This is a genomic window from Devosia sp. MC1541 (assembly GCF_012847305.1).
Classification (GTDB): Bacteria; Pseudomonadota; Alphaproteobacteria; order Rhizobiales; family Devosiaceae; genus Devosia.
In genome coordinates, this window is record NZ_JABBDZ010000010.1 from 93,593 (window position 1) to 114,615 (window position 21,023).

Here is a 21,023-nt window from a genome sequence, read left to right on the forward strand (position 1 = left end):
GCCATGCCGGGAGCCCGCTCGCGTCGCAGGCAAGAGGCCAATTACTGGCCGGGGTTCGTAGACGCCCTATCGAGCCTTCTGCTCGTCATCATTTTTATGCTGTCGCTGTTCATGCTGACCCAGTTCTTTCTGGGTCAGGAGATTCAGGGGCGCGATACGGCACTCGCTCGGCTCAACTCCCAGATTGCCGAACTGACCGAGCTCTTGCAGCTGGAGCGTGCCAATTCCGATGATTTGCTTGGCCAAATCTCCGTCATCACCGCAACGCTCGCTTCCGCCGAGAACGAAAACCAATCGCTGAACTCGCGCCTCGCCGGAATCGGCGCGGGTCTCGGCGACAAGGACGACGCCATCGCAGGGCTGCAATCGGAGCTACTGGCGGCCGAACAACTCTCCGACGAGGCCAATGCGCAGGTCGCCCTGCTCAACCAGCAGTTGGCCGCTTTGCGCACTCAGATCGCCGCGCTCGAAAACGCGCTCAACGCCTCTGAGGCTCGCGATACAGAATCGCGCACGCAGATTGCCGATCTTGGCCGTCGCCTGAACCTTGCACTAGCCCAACGCGTGCAGGATCTGTCGCGCTACCGCTCTGATTTCTTTGGTCGCTTGCGCCAGATTCTTGAAGGTCGCGCCGACGTCCGCGTTGTTGGAGACCGGTTCGTCTTCCAATCCGAAGTTCTGTTTGACGCGGGTCAGGCCACTCTGGGCGAAGACGGACTGCCCGATCTTGATGCTCTGGCCGACGCCATCCTGCAGCTTGAAGACGAAATTCCACCCGATATTAATTGGGTCCTGCGCATCGACGGCCACACCGACAAGCGCCCGATTTCCAACGCACGCTTCCCCTCGAACTGGGAATTGTCGGCCGCTCGCGCAATTTCCGTCGCCCAATATCTGGTTTCACGCGGGGTTTCGCCAAATCGCTTGGTCGCCGCTGGCTTTGGTGAATTCACCCCACTCGATGAGGGTGAGACCGATGACGCCTACCGGCGCAACCGCCGTATTGAGTTCAAGCTAACGGAGGGGTGAGAGTTTCTCTCTCCCCTTCAAATCATGGGCGAGAGCTAAACGGCTTAACCTTAACAGCTTTTCATGGCGGTGCTGTCTGAGATCGACCGCGCCACAAAAAAGCCCGGATTCCTGCCACATCCCAGCCTCAATAGGACAAGATTAACCATAGCAGCAAACTCGCTTTTAAGAATAAGAGCGGTAAATGCCCTGCTTAAGTTTAAAGCCTTCTTGAGGAGCCGCTCGTGGCCATCTCTGCACCCATCTCTAATGTAATGCGCGCTGCTGCCATGATGCTTTTCGTCGTGGTGTTGGCAGCGTGCTCGCGCTCTGCAACTGACAATGTTGGCCTGACCGGTGTTGGTAATACAGGTCCGGGCGGCGGCGCCCCTGGCAGCCAGCAGGAATTCATCGTCACCGTTGGCGACCGTATTTTCTTCACCACCGACTCGAGCTCTCTGACTCCAGAAGCCATGGCGACCCTCGACAAGCAGGCCCAGTGGCTCAACCAGTATCCGAACTACCGCGTCATGATCGAAGGCCATGCCGACGAACGCGGCACCCGTGAATACAACATTGCACTTGGTGCACGTCGCTCCAACATCGTGGTCAACTACCTCGTCTCCAAGGGCGTTGGCGCGCAGCGCATCACCAGCCAGTCCTTCGGCAAGGAACGCCCAGTTGCAATTTGTAACGACATCTCCTGCTGGTCGCAGAACCGCCGCGCGGTAACCGTCGTCCAGTAAGCTAAAGGCCTCTCCTCTCGAGGAGAATGCCACTGACCCAGTGAAAACTGGAGGTAAAAGCGCCCAAAACCAGAAATGGTTTGGGCGCTTTCTTTTTTTTGGCACGATTGGGGTTTATCGACACATATTGATACCCATTTAATCCGCATCGGCGGCGACACTCGGAGGCTAGGGTAACCTTGTTCAAAACTAAGAAATTCGGAAGGGCGGCGCTTTGCGCACTGGGGCTAAGCCTCGGCGCACAAGCCGCACAAGCGCAGACCTCTCTGCCCGCTGCCGAACTCGGCGGCCTCTCCTACAACAATAATGGCGGCCGCATTCTGGTAGCGCAATCGAACGACGCACAGTCGATGGTTCGCATTCAGCAGCTCGAAGAACAGATCCGCACCCTGAACGGCCAGATTGAAGGCCTCACCTTCCAGCTGACCCAGCTGCAAGAAATGCTGAACCGCTTCCAGGAAGACGCAGAGTTCCGTTTCCAGCAATTAGAAGGCGGTGACTCGGGAAACTCTGAAGCGGCAACCCGCTCGGGCAGCGTGATGCAGCCCCAGGCGTTGCCGCAGGCCCCAGCCACTAACGAAGAAGCAGCCCCGCTGACCGACATTCCCGAGCAAGGCGTTAAGCCTCTCCCGGGCGAGCAGGAATTTGACCCGACTTTTGGCGACGAGGGTGCTGTTGACGAACTCGGCAATTCTGCCGATCCGCTCGTTGGTACCGGCCAGAATGGCGGGATCAACTTGGCGACCGGTCAACCCCTTGATCTTAGCTACAATCCTACGCCCAAAACCGGCAATGCTGACGCCGATGCGCAGTTTGCGGCAGCCCGTCAGGCTCTTGAAACTGGCGATTACGAGTTCGCCGAAGACCAGTTCAAACAGTTCCTAGAACTATACCCAGACAACCCAAATCTCCCCGATGCGTCGAGCGGATTGGGTAAAGCCATGATCGCGCGCGGCGGCTATACCGAAGCTGCCGATGTGCTGGTCACCGCCTATGAAAAGCACCAGAGCAGCCCAGTTGCTCCGGAATTGCTGATGAACCTCGGCGTGGCATTGGCTGGTGTCGGTGAACGCGAAACCGCGTGCCGGACATTCGGCGAGGTCCGCTCACGCTATCCCAATACCGGTCAAACGTTCCAGACGAGCCTGTTGCAGGCCAATTCGCAGGCGCAATGTCCGCCAGTCTGACGCCGGATTTTACCAACTCCACACTGCTGGCGCAGCTTTTTGCGCCAGCAGCGCTTGAGAAAACCATCGGCCTAGCGGTTTCCGGCGGTGCGGATAGCTTAGCTCTGATGATCTTGGCGCACCGCTGGGCGCAAAGCGCGCCCCACACACCAAAACTCATCGTTTATAGTCTCGATCATGATCTTCGCCCAGAAGCCGCGGCCGAGGTCGAGATGGTACTACGTGAGGCGGCGCGCTTGGGCCTCACTGCGCGGGCTCTAAAGTGGACTGGTAAAAAGCCAGAAACCGGCGTTTCCGAAGCGGCACGAGCGGCCCGCTACGGGATAATCGGCGCGGCAATGATAGACGATGGGGCAACGCTACTTCTCACCGCGCACCATCGTTCCGACCAAGCCGAAACCGTCCTGATGCGCCTGGCGCACGGCAGCGGCATCGAGGGCCTGCGCGGCATGGCTGCCCGCTCGCAAGTTGAAGGCATCACGGTATTCCGCCCGCTCTTGGAGATTGACCCCAAGCACCTCATTGCCCTCGTCAAGCAAGAAGCCATGACGGCTGTGCAAGACCCAACAAATGAGGACACCAGTTATGAACGCGTGCGCTGGCGCAAGCTCCTGCCTGCACTGGCCGCTGAGGGCCTAGACGGGGCAGCACTCTCCCGCTTCGCCCAGCGCATGGCCGAGACCGATCTTGCAATCGGGCAAATGGCTGATGCAGCTTTTGACGAACTCGTTGATCTCGATGGCTTTGGCGCCGCCACCATTTCACGCGACGCCTTTACCGCTCTCAGCCCGGCCATCGGTCGGCGCATGCTTTCGCGCGTGCTCACCATCGTTGGTGGTCGTCAGAAACCGCGCGCTTTGGGGCAAGTCGATCGTCTCTACGATTCGATCATTGCCAATACACTGCAGCGCGCCGCGACCGCCCTTGGCGCCGTTGCTCGTGTCCGCGAAAAGACCCTTGTCATTTCGCGCGAACCCGGCCGTACATTGCCCGCAGACGCGTTTCTTGAGCCGAATGGCGTGCTCACTTGGGACGAGCGTTTCCTCTATGCCAATCTCTCGACCGACAAGCGTTTCACCGCTTCAGTATCGGAATTTTTGCCCCGCCACCGCATTGAAACAGTGCTTGGTGCCAAAGTAACCGCCCCATCGGAAGCCATTCGAACCACTCCCATTCTGCGCGACGAGGCAGGAAACGTGGTCGCATTGGGCGGATGGTCGTTTGATGATCGAATTAAGGTCGAAATTCTTGTCGATTGATCGTTCTAAAGTCCAAAGAATCCTGATTTCATCCGCCACAGAAATCCTATAGACCCTTGGCCCAATTTGAGGCTTTGTTCCCAGGGAGCGCCCACTGCAATGACTACCCCCGATACAGACCGGTTCAGCCATGATGCCGGCATCCTTGCGCAGGCCCTGCCCTATATGCAGCGCTATGAAGGCAAAACCGTCGTTGTGAAATACGGCGGCCACGCCATGGGCGATGCCGCACTGGGTCAGGCATTTGCGCGCGACATCGCGCTGCTCAAGCAGTCCAAGGTTAATCCGATCGTGGTTCATGGGGGTGGACCACAGATCGCCTCGATGCTGAAAAACCTCGGCATCGAATCCAAGTTCGAAGGCGGCCTTCGTGTCACCGACAAGCGCACCATGGAAATCGTGGAAATGGTGCTGGCGGGTTCGATCAATAAAGAGATCGTCGCCACCATTAATGCTGAAGGCGAATGGGCCATCGGCCTGAGCGGTAAAGACGGCAACATGGTTTTCGCCAAAAAGGCGGTTAAGACCATGATCGACCCAGACAGCAATATCGAGCGCGTGCTCGACCTTGGTTATGTCGGCGAACCGGTTGAAGTCGATCGCACCCTGCTCGACCTGCTGGCCCGCTCGGAAATGATCCCGGTCATCGCTCCGGTTGCTCCAGGCCGCGACGGCAATACCTACAACATCAACGCCGACACCTTCGCGGGCGCCATTGCTGGCTCGCTCGGTGCTAAGCGCCTGCTGTTCTTAACCGACGTGCCGGGCGTTCTCGACCGCGATGGTAAGCTCATTCCAGAATTGACCGTGCGCGAAGCCAAGGCGCTCATCGCCGATGGCACGATTTCGGGCGGCATGATCCCCAAGGTGGAAACCTGCCTTGACGCGCTCGACAGCGGCGTTGAAGGCGTCGTGATCCTCAACGGTAAACAGCCACACGTCGTTCTCGTCGAGCTGTTCACCGAGTTCGGCGCGGGCACGCTGATCGTTCGCTAACCTGTTTCAACGGCCGCCGGTGACGTACTGGCGGCCGTTCCTCATTGCATAGGCGAACTCCGCGACCATCGTGCTTCGGGCACACACCGTCGGTCGCTCTGGCAATTTCCAACTCTAAATACTGTGAGAATCTCAGGCCTTCCCCGCGCTGATCACGTAACCGTGACGATCCGCCATCCCAGCGGCGCAATTGACATTTAGCGCACGGAAGCGTCCATCAAACGCACGCGCTGGAGCCATATTGATGACCGACTACGTCCGTAAGATCCTTTCCTCCTCAGTCTACGAAGCTGCTATTCAAACGCCGCTCGAACAGATGGAATTGCTATCGGCCAAGCTCGGACGCCAGATCCTCGTTAAACGCGAGGACCTACAGCCCGTATTCTCATTCAAAATCCGCGGCGCGCATAACCGCATCGCCAATCTTACTGAGGAAGAGAAAGCGCGCGGCGTCATCTGCGCCTCCGCTGGCAATCACGCTCAAGGCGTTGCCCTCTCGTCAACCCGTGCGGGCATTCGCTCGGTCATCGTCATGCCCACCACCACGCCCTTAATTAAGGTCAACGCCGTTCAGCGGTTGGGCGGTGAAGTGGTTCTATTCGGCGATGGTTTTGACGCTGCTCGCGCGCAGGCAGAAATCCTCGCAGAACGGCACGGCTATGTCTTCGTCCACCCCTTTGACGATCCCGACGTGATCGCCGGGCAAGGCACAGTTGGCCTCGAGATTATGCGCCAGCACCCGCACGACCTCGGCGCGATTTACGTGCCTGTAGGTGGTGGTGGTCTGGCCGCAGGGATTGCGCTCTTGGTCAAATTCCTCAACCCAGATGTCAAAGTTATTGGCGTTGAGCCAGAGGAAGCCGCCAGCATGAAGGCGGCGATTGAAGCCGGCCATCCTGTGCCGCTCGATCAGGTCGGCCTCTTTGCTGATGGCGTCGCTGTGCGCCAAGTGGGCGAGGAAACTTTCCGTATCTGTCGCGAGCTGCTCGACGGGATCGTCACCGTCTCAGCCGATGAAATCTGCGCGGCCATCAAGGACATTTTCGATGACCATCGCGCTATCACTGAACCAGCTGGCGCTTTGGCCTTGGCAGGGCTCCGCCGCGACATTGAAAATGGCACCGCCCCCGCAACCGGCGCTCTGATCGCCGTCAACTCTGGCGCCAATGTCAATTTTGATCGCCTACGCTATGTCGCCGAACGCGCCGAAATCGGCGAACGCGCTGAGGCATTGCTGGCCGTGACCATTCCCGAACAGCCGGGCAGCTACCGCTCCTTCATTCGCCAGATAGGCGCACGCGCTGTGACGGAGTTCAACTATCGCTATGCGCAGGGCGACAAGGCCCGAATTTTCGTTGGCATCAAACTCGCCCGCGGTGATGCCGAGAAAGCCGACATCATCTCCCATCTCGTGGCGCAAGGATTGGCCGTGACCGATCTCACCGACAATGAAGTGGCCAAGCTTCACGCTCGCCATATGGTGGGTGGCCGCGTCGGTGGACTGAACAATGAGATGGTGTTCCGCTTCCAGTTCCCAGAACGGCCAGGCGCACTGCTGAAATTCCTTGAGGGCCTCAACGATGAGTGGAACATCACCCTATTCCACTATCGCAACCATGGCTCCGACTATGGTCGCGTGCTGGTGGGTGTCGAAGTCCCCGCGGAAACGCGGGAAAGCTTCTTTAGCCATATCGACGAGATTGGTTTCCCTTATTGGGACGAGACCGAAAATCCAGCTTATAAGCAATTTTTGCATCTGGCTTAGGCAAAGCGCCTGACACCGCCCTGTTTGGGTCGCATTTCTGTCAGACTAGCTTTGCTACAAGTCATACGAAGACAACGATACGGTTTTGCAGCGGCGGTGCAGCCCTGCGCATTCACTCAGAAGGGACACAGCTCATGCTCGGCACTATCAAGACGGCCACCGCATTACTGGCAACAAGCGTTACGGCACTGCTTGTCGCTCAGCCTGCTCTCGCTTTCGAGGCCGATGCCGTGCTGGAGCGCTTCAGCGCTGTCATGGAATATTCGGGCAGCAAGATTACGTTTGGCCCAGCAACGGTGAACGGCGATACGATTACCGTCGAAGGCGCCACCATGGATGTGCCCGGCGAAGATCCTATCGTATTCGACCAGACGATCACCTTCTCCGGCGTGGCCGAAGGCAGTGGCGGCAATTTCACGATCGAATCCGTTTCGATCCCCGATCTCGAAGTTGCTGAAGGGTCCAAGAAGTCTAAGACGAACGTGACCCTCAAAGACATCAAGGCCTCCGACATTTGGCTGCCGCCGCCAGGCGAAGTGACCGCCGCTCATGTCGTGCAGTCTTTCGGCTCGATCAGCACCGGTCCACTGACCGTTATCACGAACGGCACAACCGTTCTCACCTACGATAGCCTGCTTGCGAAGTACGACTTTGGCTTCGATAGCGCGGACGTTCTCGAAACCGTTGATAGCACTTTTACTATCGCCAACATTCAGGCTGACCTAGAGCCGCTCAAGGCCGAAGATCCAGCCGCAGCCGCGATGATCGACGGCTTGGGACTTCAAACGCTGCAGGGTGAAGTGAACCAGACAGCGCAGTGGACCTTGGCCGATGGCCGCATGGTCATGGATCAGTTCCTGATCGACTTCGCCGACGTTGGCCAGATCAACTCGACCTTCGACATTTCGGGCTTCACACTGCCACTGCTCGAAAAGCTATCTGCCCTGTCCGCAACAACGGCGGCGGCGGCCAATAGTGAAGAAGCTGAAGCACAGGCCATGGTGACGGGGCTGGAGCTAGCGCAGGCGCTCTCGATCAGCGGCTTCACGCTTCGCTACGATGACGCAGGTTTTGCTCAGCGTGCTCTAAAAGTCTTTGCAGATCAGGCAGGTGTCTCCACCGAGCAATACGCAGCAAGCCTCAAACCAATGGTGCGCATGGCGTTGGAGCAAGTTGGCATTCCAGCAATCGTTGATCTCGTTGCGCCACCGGTCGAGGCCTTCCTCGACAAGCCTGAGAACATCGAACTCAAGATTGCTCCACCCACGAAAACCAGCATGCTGATCCTGGCGGCCGGTGCGGCAAACCCAGCAAGTCTGATCAAGACCCTGGGCATTACCCTCACGGCAAACCAGTAAATCTCCTAGGGGCCCTCGGGCCCCTTTCCTTTTCAAGCTATTGATGCATTCTGCGCTTATGACCTCTGTGATCTCCCCGTCCCCCGCCGCCGACCTCAGCCACGTATCCGAGTGGGTCTTTGACCTCGATAACACGCTGTACCCGCGTGAATGCAATTTGTGGGAGCAAGTGGACGTCCGCATCACCCACTATGTGATGGACGTTACGCGGCTTGAGTTTACTGAAGCTAGAAAGCTGCAGAAAGAGTTCTACCGGGACTACGGCACGACGCTGAACGGCTTGATGAGCCGCTATTCAATCGATCCGGACCATTTCCTCCATACGGTCCACAACATCGACTATTCCCCGGTTCAGCAGAATCTCGAATTGGTGGCGGCCATTCGCAACCTGCCAGGTCGTAAGTTGATCCTGACCAATGCGGACACCAACCACGCCAAATCAGTGCTTACTCGCCTCGGCGGCGCGGACCTCTTTGAAGACTTCCACGACATTCGTGACATGGTCTTCATCCCCAAGCCACGCAAAGAGGCCTATGAAGGCTTCTTCTCGCGCTACAGCATCACCCCCAGCAATTCGGTGTTTTTCGACGATCTCGAAAAGAACCTCGTCGTTCCGCACGAAATGGGGATGAGCACGGTGCAGGTGGTGGCCAGCGAAGACTATAGCCACGACCTCGTCGATGCGTGGGAGCTGGAGCAAACCTCCGGTCCGCACGTCCATCACGTCACTGCAAACCTGACGAAGTTTCTCCGCAATCTGAAATAACGACTATTTCTTCGCCCTCTGCTGCGGATTAAACTGCGCGTATGACCGATCTTCCTGGGCGTCGCCCGCCACCAATTCCCGAAACGCCGCTCACCTTCCGTCAACGACTGGACAACATGCGCCACCTAGGGCGCCTGATCGCGCAGATTTGGCGCACCAGCAGATCCTTGACGGCGGCGAGCATCGGTTTACGCCTCGTGGCGGCGTTCCAACCGATCGCGGTGCTCTATACGGCGAAGCTGATTGTTGATGAGGTCGTGCGGCTTACCGCTCTGCCCGCCCCCGGCCCCAGCATTCTAGACTGGTGGAATGCCGGTGCGCTCAACACGGTTCTCGGCTTCCTGCTGATCGAGCTGGCTCTGGTGTTGGCCAATGATGTGATCAACCGCGCCACAGGCCTAGTCGACTCCATCCTCTCCGAACTGCATTCGAACACTGTCAGTGTCGAGTTGATGGCGCACGCCGCCAAGCTTGATCTGATGCATTTTGAATCGGCGGAATATCAGGACCGATTGGAGCGCGCACGCCGTCAGGCTGCAGGGCGCAATCAACTCTTGAGCCAGCTGTTTGGCCAAGCGCAGGACATGATCACAGTCGTGACCCTCGCGGCAGGTCTCGTCATCTACGCCCCGTGGTTGGTGCTCTTACTGCCCTTGAGCTTCATCCCCTCGATTTGGGGCGAAACGCGGTTCAACACGCTTAATTACATGCTCAGCCGCTGGCGCACCCCAGAGCGCCGCGAACTTGAGTATCTCCGCCACGTTGGTGCGAGCGCTGAAACAGCTAAAGAGGTCAAACTCTTTGGCCTAGGCGATTATCTCATCGGGCGCTTTAAAAAGCTGGCTCACGGCATCTATGTCGACAATCGCCGGGTCGCTATTGCGCGCGCCAGCTGGGGCTCCCTCTTTGCGGCCATTTCCAGCCTCGCCTATTACCTCGCCTATGGCTACATCGTCTGGCGCACCATTACCGGCGAGTTCACGCTCGGCGATCTCGCCTTTTTGTCGGGGTCTTTCCTCAGGCTCAATGGCCTGTTCCAAAAAATCCTTCTCGGCTTCACCCAGATCGCGGGGCAGTCGCTCTACCTCGACGACCTCTTCTCTTTCTTCGAGATCGAACCGTCCGTTCTGCCCCCGGCCTCCCCCAAGGCCTTCCCAACCCCGATCCAGCGCGGCATCGTCTTTGAGAACGTCGGCTTCCAATATCCCGAGACGGAGTATTGGGTGGTGCGCAATCTCAACTTCACCCTCGCGGCAGGCGAAACTCTTGCGCTGGTTGGGGAGAATGGCGCTGGCAAAACCACCATCGTCAAACTGCTGACGCGTCTCTACGATCCGACAGAGGGCCGCATCACCATCGACGGCATCGACCTGCGTGACATGTCGCCCACCGACATCCACCAGCACATCGGCGTGATTTTCCAAGACTTCATCCGTTACAGCTTTTCCGCTCGCGACAATATCGGCGTTGGCCGTATCGAAGCGCGAACCGATCAGGCGCGGATCGAGCAGGCCGCTGAACAAAGCCTTGCCGATGGGGTCATCGCCAAGCTGCCGCAGCAATATGATCAACAGCTCGGTCGTCTCTTCAAGAAGGGCCGCGACCTCTCGGGCGGCGAATGGCAGAAGGTCGCCATTGCCCGGGCCTATATGCGTGACGCCGATCTCGTCATTCTCGATGAACCGACCGCAGCGCTGGACGCTAAGGCGGAAGCTGAGGTGTTCGCCCGCTTTAAAAACCTTGCGACCAACACTACGGCCGTCATCATCTCGCACCGCTTCTCGACTGTCCGCATGGCAGACCGTATTTTGGTGCTTGAAAAGGGCGCGATTCTTGAAGCAGGAAGCCACGAGGAATTGCTGGCGCTCAATGGGCGCTATGCCGAACTCTTTGAACTGCAAGCGGCAGGCTATCGTTGATGCACATCACCATCTACCACAATCCCGAATGCGGCACCTCGCGCAACACCTTGGCAATGATCCGCGGCACCGGGATTGAGCCAGAAATTGTGCTCTATCTCGAAAACCCTCCGTCTGCTGCAACGCTTGCCGACCTCATCGCTCGTGCCGGGATTTCAGTGCGGGATGCGATCCGCACCAAGCAGCCAGAATACCTCTCCCAGGGTTTGGACAATCCCGAGTTGAGTGACACGCAGCTGCTCGCAGCCATGGTGGCGACGCCTATTCTCATCAATCGCCCTCTCGTGGTTACTCCGCATGGCGTGCGCCTCTGCCGCCCCTCAGAGCTCGTTTTGGACATTCTGCCAGAAGCGGCCACCATCCCGTTCACCAAAGAGGATGGTGAGGTGGTGATCGACAAGGATGGTCAGCGCGTCTAAGCGGCTTTAAGGTCAGGGCGAACCAGCAAATTGAGCGCATCGCCCCGTGGCCCTTCCTGAAGAACACACCATCCAACTGATTGCCGAGACCTATAAGCTGTTGGGCGATCCGACCCGTCTGCGTGTGCTCTTAACCTGCCTTGAAGGCCCCATCGCGGTGGGCGATATCGCCAAAACCACCGGTGCCTCCCAATCTCTCGTTAGCCACCATTTGCGTCTCCTCCGCGCCGCCCGACTGGTGCGCGGAACCCGGCGCAATAAGCAGGTATTCTACCAAGCAGCGGACGATCACATCGCCAGAATTCTGGCCGATATGATTGCCCATGCGATGGAAGAGCACGACCTGCACGACGACGATTTGGCAGAACCGAAGACAGACGAGGCATCCAGCCAAGTCTAAGGGTTCTAAACGGGCGAGCTTCATGCGCGAAGTCACGATCACGCCAGCGTGTCTACCATGCTTGTTGACCATCATATGAATACATGTTCATATGATTATAGAACGAGGGTATCATGGCACATCCGCACGACCACTCCGGCCACAGTCACGACGAAACTGACCACGATCATGAGGCGCATCAACACGCGCCCCATGCTCATGACCATGCAGGTCATAGTCATGATCACGCCGGACACGATCATACGCCAAAAGTAAGTTCCGCCAACGAACGCGCTGTCCTCATCGGGCTAACGCTGACCGGCACGTTCATGGTCATCGAAGTGATCGGCGGCCTGCTGTCGGGCTCCCTCGCCCTGCTGGCCGATGCTGGTCATATGCTGACCGACACCATAGCCCTTTTCCTGTCGTGGCTCGGCTTCCGTATCGGCAAGCGTGTAGCGGATAGCAAGCGCAGCTTTGGCTATGCTCGTGTCGAAGTCCTTGCCGGGCTGATCAATGCGCTGACCCTCTTCGGTATTGTGGTCTGGATCCTCTATGAGGCGTTCCAGCGCTTCATGGCGCCGGACGAAGTCCTCGCGGGTCCCATGTTCGCCGTCGCCGTCGCTGGGCTTCTCATAAACCTGCTGGTGCTGCGCATCCTCGGGGGGGCCGACAAAGACCACGTCAACATCAGGGGCGCATCGCTACACGTCATGGGCGACCTTTTGGGCTCGGTGGGCGCTATTGCAGCCGCGATCATCATCTGGCTCACCGGCTGGACGCCGATTGACCCGATCCTCTCGGTATTTGTCAGCCTGCTCATTCTGCGTGGCGCTTGGGCTTTGCTGATGCGGACCTTCAATATTCTCATGGAGGGCGCACCCGATGGCGTCGATCCCACAGCGATCACCGCTGATCTCAAGGCCAATATCCCCGGCCTCGCCAATGTCGACCATCTCCACGTCTGGTCGCTGTCGTCAGGCCGCACCATGGCTACGCTCGACATTTCTCTCACGGGAGCAATCGCCCCGGCCACGGTTTCAAATGCCGTGCGGCAACGCTTGGCACAAACCCACGACATCAATCACGCCACGATCGAGATCGACTGGACCGGTCACGGCTCCCAATGCGCGGCCGCTAAGCCTGCGTAACGCCCAGTGGCCATGGACGCCGTAAGCAGATAGCCCCCCGTCGGGGCCTCCCAATCGATCATTTCCCCGGCGACAAACGTCCCGGGGATTTTCTTGAGCATATAGTTGGGGTCGATCTCATCCCAGACCACCCCGCCCGCCACCGAAATGGCTTCAGCAATAGGACGCGTGTTATCGAGACGCAGCGGCAAGCTCTTGAGCATCATCGCCAATGCCTCAGGAGCCAGCTGCGCAGCCTCAGGCGCCAGCTCGCGCACCAATGCCGCCTTCACCCCATCGAGCCCCGCGGCCTTACGCAATCTATTGGTAAAACTCACCTTGCTCGGCTGGCGACCGAAATCCGCCGCCAATCGTTCAACACTGCGTCCCGGCACCAAATCGAGGGTCAGCACTGCTGAACCGTCTGCCTCAATAGCGTCGCGCAGCGCAGCAGAATGAGCATAGATCAAGCTGCCTTCAACACCGTAAGGGGTGACCACAAACTCGCCTGGCAGACCGCCCAGAGCACTCGTCGCCACAACGGACTTTACTGGGTGACCGGCGAAACGCTCGCTGATAAACGGGCTCCACCCCCGCTCGAAGGCGCAATTGGCGGCCCGGAACGCGGCGATTTCAATTTCACGTTCTGAAAAGGGCGAAACCCAAGCGGCATCTGAGCCTAGTCGCGGCCAGCTCGCCCCTCCAAATGCAAAAACCAGCGCATCAAACGCGTGCTGAACCTCACCCTCAGGCGTCGCAAAAACCAGCTTTTCCCCCGCCCAGCCAATCCAGCGATGACGGGTGCGGATGGTAACGCCCTGCTCGTCCAGCCGCTTGAGCCAAGCGCGCAACAGAGGCGAGCCTTTCATAACATCTGGAAACACACGGCCCGACGAGCCAACAAAAGTGCTTACACCCAATCGATCCGCCCAAGTGCGGACATCATCGCCCGTAAAGGCGTTCAACGCCGTTTCGAGCCTTGCTCGTGAAGCCCCAAACCGTCCTAGCAAGGCTTCATGCGGCTCAGAGTGGGTGATGTTAAGACCAGACTTACCGGCCATGAGGAATTTCCGGCCGACACTGGGCATAGCGTCGAACACGGTGACACGCGCCCCGGCATTCGCTGCTGCCTCAGCTGCCATGAGCCCCGCAGGCCCAGCTCCAAGAATTCCGATGTGCCGCTGCATCATGGCCTGCCTAACAAGAAGTGAAGCTTCTCATAGCGCAAGAGAGCCAAATTTGGCCATGCCAAGAGCGCGCAGCTCCCCAAAGAGAAAAGCGCGACCGAAGCCGCGCTTTTTCTGCTTTATGCTGCCGGAAAGAGTCTGAACCGCTTGGGGCGAAACGCAAAGCGGGATCGGTCTGCCAGCGGATGGTCGAACGGCAGGTCAATCTCGACGCGATGTGCGCTTCCCTGCAATTCAAGCTCAACACGGCGCGTACCACCAACGCGGCGGCTGGCGACAACATCGCCGCCGAGCGCCGAGGACGCGTCTGTCAGCTCGATATCATGTGGACGGAAATAAAGCCGTTGGGCCCCCGTGGCTCCGCTGGCCGGAAGACCGAGTGAGCGACCATCGAGGTGAAGTTCGCCCCCCTCGACCGTGACGGGAAGCTCTGAACTTTCGCCGATAAACCCGAAGACAAACGGCGACGCCGGTTGGTCATAGACCATATCAGGCGTTCCCACCTGTTCGATCTTGCCCTGGCTCATGACACAGAGACGATCAGCCAGCTCCAGCGCTTCTTCCTGATCATGCGTCACAAAAACTGTGGTGTGGCCGGTGCGATCATGGATTTCGCGCAGCCATTTGCGCAAGTCGCGCCGAACCTGCGCGTCGAGCGCACCGAATGGTTCGTCGAGCAGCAAAACGCGCGGCTCGATAGCCAATGCGCGAGCGAGCGCCACACGCTGACGCTGCCCGCCCGATAGCTGGCTCGGGTAGCGTTTCTCGAGACCAGACAGCTGCACCAGATCGAGCAGCTCCAACGCCCGGCGGCGGATTTCACTATTGTGCGGGCGGCTCGAACGCGGGCGCACCTTCAGGCCGAAGGCAACATTCTCCAAAATCGTCATATGCCGGAACAGCGCGTAGTGCTGGAACACAAAACCAATGTTCCGCTCCTGCACACTCTTTTCCGACGCGTCTTCATCTCCGAAGAAAATCTTGCCTTCCGTCGGGCGCTCAAGCCCGGCAATTAAGCGCAGCAGGGTGGTTTTGCCGGAACCAGATGGCCCCAGAAGCGCAATCAACTCGCCCGAAAGAATATCCAGAGACACCGAATGCAGTGCTGGAAACCGGTCGAATTCCTTGCGGACGTTTTGTACTTTTACTTCCATTCCCAACCCTGTCAGTGGCCGCGGCCAGTAGCGGCGAGTTCATCGCCGAAGCGCCATTCAAGCGCCGTTTTGAGCACCAGAGTGACAAGGGCCAGCAAGGCCAATAGCGACGCCAGCGCAAAGGCGGCTGTCCCTTGATACTCATTATAGAACATTTCGACCTGCAACGGCATGGTCGTGGTTTGACCCCGGATTTTCCCAGAAACCACCGCGACCGCACCAAATTCGCCCATAGCGCGCGCATTACACAGCAGCACGCCATAGAGCAGGCCCCATTTAATATTGGGCAGCGTCACGCGGAAAAACGTCTGCCACCCCGAAGCGCCAAGCGAAATGGCCGCCTCTTCATCGCCGGAACCTTGGTCCTGCATCAGCGGGATCAGCTCGCGGGCCACAAACGGAAAGGTGACAAATATCGTCGCCAGAACAATCCCCGGCACCGCGAAGAGAATTTCGATGTTGTAGGATTTGAGGAACGGCCCCAACAGGCTCCCCGAGCCAAACAGCAGCACATAGACCAAGCCAGAAATCACGGGCGACACCGAGAACGGTAGGTCGATAAGCGTGATGAGAAAGGCTTTGCCCTTGAACTCAAATTTAGCGATGGCCCACGAGGCCGCGATACCGAACACCACATTGAGGGGCACGGAGATCGCCGCCACCAAAAGCGTCAGGCGGATGGCCGACTGCGCATCAGCAGTCTGCAGTGCCTCTGCAAATCCGGGTATGCCCTGACGAAGCGCTTCGGTGAATACGGCCACGAGCGGCAAAACCAAGATCAGCCCCATGAAGGCGACGCCGATCAGAATTAGGGTCACGCGCACCCAGAGAGGCTCATTGGTGGGGTGGTAGCGACGGGATGGGGCGTTCTTACGTGCCATAGCCATACCTCTTGCGGCTCCACGCCTGAATGAGATTGATCGCAAAGAGCATCAGAAACGAAATCGACAACATCACCGTGGCGATCACAGCGGCCGCAGAATAGTTGAATTCCTCAAGCCGGATCACGATCAGCAGCGGCGCGATTTCGGATACGAACGGAATATTGCCAGCAATAAAAATCACCGAACCATATTCTCCGACAGCGCGGGCAAAGGCCAAAGCGAAGCCGGTTAAAATTGCGGGCGTGAGGCTCGGCAACAGCACTCGGGAAATTGTCTGAAAGCGGTTGGCGCCAAGTGTAGCTGAAGCCTCTTCCACCTCTCGGCTGGTTTCTTCCAAAATCGGCTGAATGGTCCGAACGACAAAGGGCAGGCCGATAAACACCATGGCTATGGTGATGCCGATTGGCGTGTAAGCGATCCGCCAACCCAAAGGTGCAAACAGCGTCCCGATCACCCCGTTGGGCGCATAGATTGCCGTCAGAGCAATCCCGGCCACCGCCGTTGGCAGCGCAAATGGCAGGTCCACCACCGCATCGAAAATACGCCGACCGGGAAAACGATAGCGCACGAGCACCCAAGCGATCAGCGTGCCAAAAACAACATTGATCCCGGCAGCGATCAGCGCCGTCACGAAGCTGGTGCGCAGCGCCGCAAGCATGCGCGCATCGAGCGCCACCGCCCAAAACCCGGTCCACCCAATACCCGCAGCACGCAACACCAGCGCGATGAGCGGAATGAGAATGATCAGGCCAAAGTATGCAAGAGTAAAACCAAAGGTCAAACCGAAGCCCGGTATGACGCTAGGCTGAACAAATCCAGTCTTCCGGCTCATATGAGATCTCCCCTGTCAGACAGGGTTCGGCCTCTATGCTTTGGTCGATGCATACATCTACCCTCAAGAACTGGCCTAACCCTAGCTTTCCGCTCGACTTTCTCAAGGAGCGGACTGGGCGAGTTTTCTCAAGAATGTAGAAAATCGTTCCGGAAGGAGCAAGCAATTCACGAAGAGCTTTGCGTGGCCGCCTCCGCCTGTCCTGCAGCGAGCAAAGATTGCGCTAGTCCTGCCGCCTGTACGCGGATGTCTGGAACAGCCTCAATTTCAAAATATCGTCCCCGCGTGAGGGGGCCAATAACGCGCACTCTTGGCGACACCTGGCCGTTCGCCGTGATGAGCGCGCAGGCACCATCCACATCGATACCGATATGCATTGAGTCTGGACGTGCCGCCCCTGTGCTCACCAGATGCTGGAGCAGTGGATTATGGCTCGCACGGACATCAACACTCACGCCACCGCAGTCATAGACACGCGCAACCGTAAGCCGTTCGCGCTGTTCGGTCCCTCGCGCGCGGATGATCGCCACGGTATTCCCGCCGTCCCGCTCAATCCCCACAAACTCAGCTGCGCGCAGTGTCACCTGCCCCGAACGGATGGCATCGACCAGACGCTGATAAAGATCAGGTGGCAGGCGGTGACGATGGATATTCCACCAAGGCCGGATGTGGCGCAGGAACTGCCGCTTCACCGGATCAGACCAGCTCTGCCACAGTTTCTGATTATAGGGCCTTAGGCCGTCGACAACACTGCGCCAATCGCCCCCTTTGCCCTCAGTGTCGCGCACAAGCGCGCGGAACCACTTAGCCAATTCGGTCATATTGGTGCCGAAAGGGACATCGCTTTCGCTGATCGTCAGCGGCGGCACGTCCTTATGCCCTTTCGGCAAAAGCCCGTTGCGCGAAACAACCGTGATCGGCCCCCGATGCTTGGCCTCAACCAGCGACACCCAAGCGTCCACCATCGACAGGCCGGAGCCGAGGATCATCACCGGAGCGTTCCGCTCAAGCGGCGTGTCTTCTTCAGACCCGACACGAACCGCGATCCCCCGCCCGCGCGCGGGCTGTGTCTCATGCCCAACGGCCAGAACAGCGCGACGGCTCACAAGGCTGGTGCCATTGCCCAGCTCGACTTCCACACCCTTGCTGGTCTCGCGCAGCGAGACAGCCTCCTCAGCGAGGATACGCAGACGACCCTGCATGCGTGCACCTGCCTGACGCAAAACATCCTCTAGATAGCTGCCATATTTGCGACGCGGCACAAAAACATACGAGCTGTCGTAAACGCCCGGCTCGTGCTCTTGCAGCCAATTCCAGAAGTGATCCTTATCATCGGCAAATGCGCTCATGCCACGCGCCGGCACGTTCACCCGATGGTCCTTGCGGCGGGCTGAATAGGCGAGACCTTGGCCGAACTGCCCTTGGCGTTCTAGCAAGGTGACGCGCAAATCTGGATCGTCGCTTTTGAGCAAATTGGCCGCCAGCAGGACACCACTTGCACCGCCACCGATAATCGTCACCGATTTCTCAGCCGGGGTCTTAGATAGGTCCTTCGGATCAGCCATGTACTGCGCCTTCCATAATAAGCTGGAAGCTGCACGCGCTCACAAAAATGAAGCTACGGCACACCGCTGCCAGGCTGAAAATCACCCAATACGAAAGCTTTGGGGATCAGCCTGAAAACTATAAAGTCGACTAAGGCACTAGACAAGAGCGCTGGACGCTCTGTGGGCCCATCGCGCGGCGGTGCCGCTGTTGTCGATCAGCCTTATCGGCAAGCTGTTGGGCCAGATCATAGCCGCGTGCCCAGCGACCAAACCCGCTCGCAATATTGATATGCCCTGCGTGCCCCAAATCCAGCACAGGGACGCCCCAGTGCTGCGCGAGGGTCCGCGCTTTAGCAAGGTTCATAAAGATATCGTCGCGGCTGGCGACCATGAGCCCCGGAAATGGCAGCTTATCCCCCGGCAGCGTGCCAAACTCATAACTACGCGCGTGCAAGGTCGAAGTGCGCTCTATGTCCGCCGGTGCTACCAACAGCACCCCACCCACCAATGGCGCGACCGGGCTTGTTGCGAGGCGAGCCGCAAGGATAGTGCCCAGGCTATGCCCGACAACGATGGCGCCCGGATAGGTCATCACCGCTTTCTCTAACCAATGCAGCCAACGCCCAGCCTTTGGGTCAGCCCATTCTTCTTGTTCAACGAGAACAGCTTCCGGCTTGTCACGCAGCCAATAGTGCTGCCAATGGCCATCATTCGAGCCATTGAGGCCCGGCACAATGAGAACTGGTCTGGTCATGGCTCACCTGCGCGCTCACGACTATTGGCCGGGGTGTCGCGATAGTCGGGTTCAGGCGCTTTACTGGCCAGATAGCAGGCATCTTGCTCTGCTCGGCTCAAGGGCCAGCGCCCTGAGCAATGTCTGGCACCCCACCGAAAAAGTTTGCTTTGGATCTGGCTTCCGCTGCCGGAGCGCGTTGGAGCTTTCCGGGGCCGAAGATACCGAAGAAGTAGACCATGTTCCTTCTCCTGGGTGAGGCTCCCCGGCTTACAGGGCCGAGGAGCGCTGTTCCGTTACTGGGTTGGACCGGAATAGATCTGGTCGAACACACCACCATCGCCGAAGTACTTCGGCTGCGCTTCACGCCAGCCGCCGAAATCCTCGATCGTCACAAGGTTCAACTCACCGAAGCGGGCTGTGTCTTCAGCCGGGACCTTTGAGAAATCCGAAGGACGATAGTAGTTCTGCGCTGCAATAGTCTGGCCTTCATCCGAATAGAGATATTCGAGATAAGCCTGCGCCAAATCCGTCGTTCCCTTCTTGTCGGCATTGCCCTTCACAACCGCAACTGGCGGTTCAGCGAGGATCGAAAGCGACGGGGTGACGATATCGAAAGCATCAGGGCCAAGCTCTTCAAGGGCGAGGTAAGCCTCGTTTTCCCAAGCCAGCAGAACGTCGCCAATGCCACGCTGCACAAAAGTGGTGGTCGAACCCCGTGCACCTGTGTCGAGAACAGGAACATGGCGGAAGAGTTCAGAGACAAACTCCTGCGCCTTAGCTTCATCGCCACCATTGGCTTCGCGCGCCCACGCCCAAGCGGCGAGGAAATTCCATCGTGCGCCACCGGAGGTTTTCGGGTTCGGCGTGATCACCTCGACACCATCAGCAATCAGGTCACCCCAATCTTGGATGCTTTTGGGGTTCCCCTTGCGAACGAGGAAGACAATGGTCGATGTGTATGGCGCACTATTGTGCGGCAAGGCCTGACGCCAGTCGGCTGGAATAAGATCGGGATTGGCGTCTGAGATTGCGTTGATGTCGCTTTCGAGCGCCAGTGTGACGACATCAGCCTCGAGGCCGTCGATGACGGTGCGAGCCTGCGAACCAGAACCGCCATGGGTCACCTGAATGGCGACGGTGTCGCCCTTTTCAGCGTTCCAGTGCGTGATGAAGGCTTCGTTATAAGCGCGGTAGAGTTCCCGCGTGGGATCGTAAGACACGTTGATCAGGGTGCGATCCTGTGCCTGAGCGGTAATAGAAAAGCCCACGAGCAGGGATGCGGCGAGGGCTGAGTAGGCAACTAGCTTGGCTGTCCGTTTCATTGGGAACCTCCCGTTCGTTTGATGTTTTAAACTCTATCAACGTGGTCGCCTTTGAGAAGGTTTTGGCTTGCCGTAACGGCGAGAATGAAGAAAAAAATGCCTCCAATCCTGCTTTTGCTTGGATCAAATAGAACTTAGTTCCGAAAACACCTAAAAGCTACCCCGGCTGCTTTCCGCCAGAAATCACCCTCAAACAGAACCCGAATGGCACCCTATCTGGTTTTGAGGCGCGAGCTATCGGGGTGCCGCGCCGTTTGGCATTGCCGCGCCGGCAGATCAGAGGGTCACTGTGAGGCAAGGACAGCTGGACGTCCGCAAAAACCCTTGGCGGCTTTGATGCAGTCATGATTCATTGATGTCGCCCGATCATGGAGCGTCATCATGGACCCGCATTCGCTTTTCAGCCTGAACGATCACCTCGAAGCCTTG

19 protein-coding genes are annotated in these 21,023 nt (G+C 58.2%); 12 read left to right on the forward strand and 7 right to left on the reverse strand.

The window, feature by feature from the left end; all coding sequences use genetic code 11:
• Nucleotides 1-3: 3 nt before the first annotated feature.
• From HKD40_RS12055 to HKD40_RS12110, 12 genes are all read left to right on the forward strand, one after another.
• Nucleotides 4-1,029: a peptidoglycan -binding protein gene (locus HKD40_RS12055; RefSeq protein WP_169196018.1), complete on the forward strand. Its 1,026-nt coding sequence runs from the start codon at nt 4-6 to the stop codon at nt 1,027-1,029.
• Nucleotides 1,030-1,283: 254 nt separating this feature from the next.
• Nucleotides 1,284-1,754 carry a peptidoglycan-associated lipoprotein Pal gene (pal, locus tag HKD40_RS12060; RefSeq protein WP_169196039.1) on the forward strand — a complete coding sequence of 157 codons (471 nt, stop codon included), beginning with the start codon at nt 1,284-1,286 and terminating at the stop codon, nt 1,752-1,754.
• Nucleotides 1,755-1,933: 179 nt separating this feature from the next.
• Nucleotides 1,934-2,941 carry a tetratricopeptide repeat protein gene (locus tag HKD40_RS12065; protein WP_169196019.1) on the forward strand — a complete coding sequence of 336 codons (1,008 nt, stop codon included), beginning with the start codon at nt 1,934-1,936 and terminating at the stop codon, nt 2,939-2,941.
• A complete protein-coding gene (gene tilS / locus HKD40_RS12070; protein WP_169196020.1) occupies nt 2,926-4,200 on the forward strand; it encodes a tRNA lysidine(34) synthetase TilS in 1,275 nt (424 codons plus the stop codon). The genes HKD40_RS12065 and tilS overlap by 16 nt, the downstream gene beginning before the upstream one ends.
• Nucleotides 4,201-4,299: 99 nt before the next feature.
• Nucleotides 4,300-5,196 (forward strand): acetylglutamate kinase, encoded by an 897-nt coding sequence (gene argB, locus HKD40_RS12075; RefSeq protein ID WP_169196021.1) that lies wholly within the window; start codon nt 4,300-4,302, stop codon nt 5,194-5,196.
• A gap of 244 nt (nt 5,197-5,440) precedes the next feature.
• Nucleotides 5,441-6,961 (forward strand): threonine ammonia-lyase, biosynthetic, encoded by a 1,521-nt coding sequence (gene ilvA / locus HKD40_RS12080; protein ID WP_169196022.1) that lies wholly within the window; start codon nt 5,441-5,443, stop codon nt 6,959-6,961.
• Between the two features lie 134 nt (nt 6,962-7,095).
• Nucleotides 7,096-8,319, forward strand: a complete 1,224-nt coding sequence (locus tag HKD40_RS12085; protein ID WP_169196023.1) for a hypothetical protein — start codon at nt 7,096-7,098, stop codon at nt 8,317-8,319.
• Nucleotides 8,320-8,362: 43 nt separating this feature from the next.
• The gene (locus HKD40_RS12090; RefSeq protein WP_248306038.1) at nt 8,363-9,085 is read left to right on the forward strand and encodes a pyrimidine 5'-nucleotidase; all 723 of its coding nucleotides are present in this window, start codon (nt 8,363-8,365) and stop codon (nt 9,083-9,085) included.
• Nucleotides 9,086-9,126: 41 nt separating this feature from the next.
• A complete protein-coding gene (locus tag HKD40_RS12095) occupies nt 9,127-11,004 on the forward strand; it encodes an ABC transporter ATP-binding protein (protein WP_199368565.1) in 1,878 nt (625 codons plus the stop codon).
• Nucleotides 11,004-11,423, forward strand: coding sequence for an arsenate reductase (glutaredoxin) (arsC, locus tag HKD40_RS12100; protein ID WP_169196024.1), 420 nt, complete (start codon nt 11,004-11,006; stop codon nt 11,421-11,423). Before HKD40_RS12095 ends, arsC begins: the two co-directional genes overlap by 1 nt.
• A 46-nt stretch (nt 11,424-11,469) precedes the next feature.
• Complete coding sequence (locus HKD40_RS12105) at nt 11,470-11,823, forward strand: metalloregulator ArsR/SmtB family transcription factor (protein WP_169196025.1); 354 nt, start codon at nt 11,470-11,472, stop codon at nt 11,821-11,823.
• A gap of 113 nt (nt 11,824-11,936) precedes the next feature.
• The gene (locus tag HKD40_RS12110) at nt 11,937-12,953 is read left to right on the forward strand and encodes a cation diffusion facilitator family transporter (protein WP_169196026.1); all 1,017 of its coding nucleotides are present in this window, start codon (nt 11,937-11,939) and stop codon (nt 12,951-12,953) included.
• On the opposite strand, the gene HKD40_RS12115 is transcribed toward HKD40_RS12110, so the two are convergent.
• From HKD40_RS12115 to HKD40_RS12145, 7 genes are all read right to left on the reverse strand, one after another.
• Nucleotides 12,917-14,122, reverse strand: coding sequence for a TIGR03862 family flavoprotein (locus HKD40_RS12115; RefSeq protein WP_169196027.1), 1,206 nt, complete (start codon nt 14,120-14,122; stop codon nt 12,917-12,919). The two genes, HKD40_RS12110 and HKD40_RS12115, sit on opposite strands and share 37 nt — an antisense overlap.
• 116 nt (nt 14,123-14,238) lie before the next feature.
• Nucleotides 14,239-15,273 carry a sulfate/molybdate ABC transporter ATP-binding protein gene (locus tag HKD40_RS12120; RefSeq protein WP_169196028.1) on the reverse strand — a complete coding sequence of 345 codons (1,035 nt, stop codon included), beginning with the start codon at nt 15,271-15,273 and terminating at the stop codon, nt 14,239-14,241.
• An 11-nt stretch (nt 15,274-15,284) separates the two neighbouring features.
• Nucleotides 15,285-16,154, reverse strand: a complete 870-nt coding sequence (gene cysW / locus HKD40_RS12125) for a sulfate ABC transporter permease subunit CysW (RefSeq protein WP_248306039.1) — start codon at nt 16,152-16,154, stop codon at nt 15,285-15,287.
• Nucleotides 16,144-16,989 (reverse strand): sulfate ABC transporter permease subunit CysT, encoded by an 846-nt coding sequence (gene cysT, locus HKD40_RS12130; RefSeq protein ID WP_169196030.1) that lies wholly within the window; start codon nt 16,987-16,989, stop codon nt 16,144-16,146. The genes cysW and cysT overlap by 11 nt, the downstream gene beginning before the upstream one ends.
• Before the next feature lie 167 nt (nt 16,990-17,156).
• Nucleotides 17,157-18,554 (reverse strand): FAD/NAD(P)-binding protein, encoded by a 1,398-nt coding sequence (locus HKD40_RS12135; protein WP_169196031.1) that lies wholly within the window; start codon nt 18,552-18,554, stop codon nt 17,157-17,159.
• Nucleotides 18,555-18,684: 130 nt separating this feature from the next.
• Nucleotides 18,685-19,290, reverse strand: a complete 606-nt coding sequence (locus HKD40_RS12140; protein WP_169196032.1) for an alpha/beta hydrolase — start codon at nt 19,288-19,290, stop codon at nt 18,685-18,687.
• 275 nt (nt 19,291-19,565) lie between these two features.
• Nucleotides 19,566-20,594 carry a sulfate ABC transporter substrate-binding protein gene (locus tag HKD40_RS12145; RefSeq protein ID WP_169196033.1) on the reverse strand — a complete coding sequence of 343 codons (1,029 nt, stop codon included), beginning with the start codon at nt 20,592-20,594 and terminating at the stop codon, nt 19,566-19,568.
• Nucleotides 20,595-21,023: the final 429 nt, after the last annotated feature.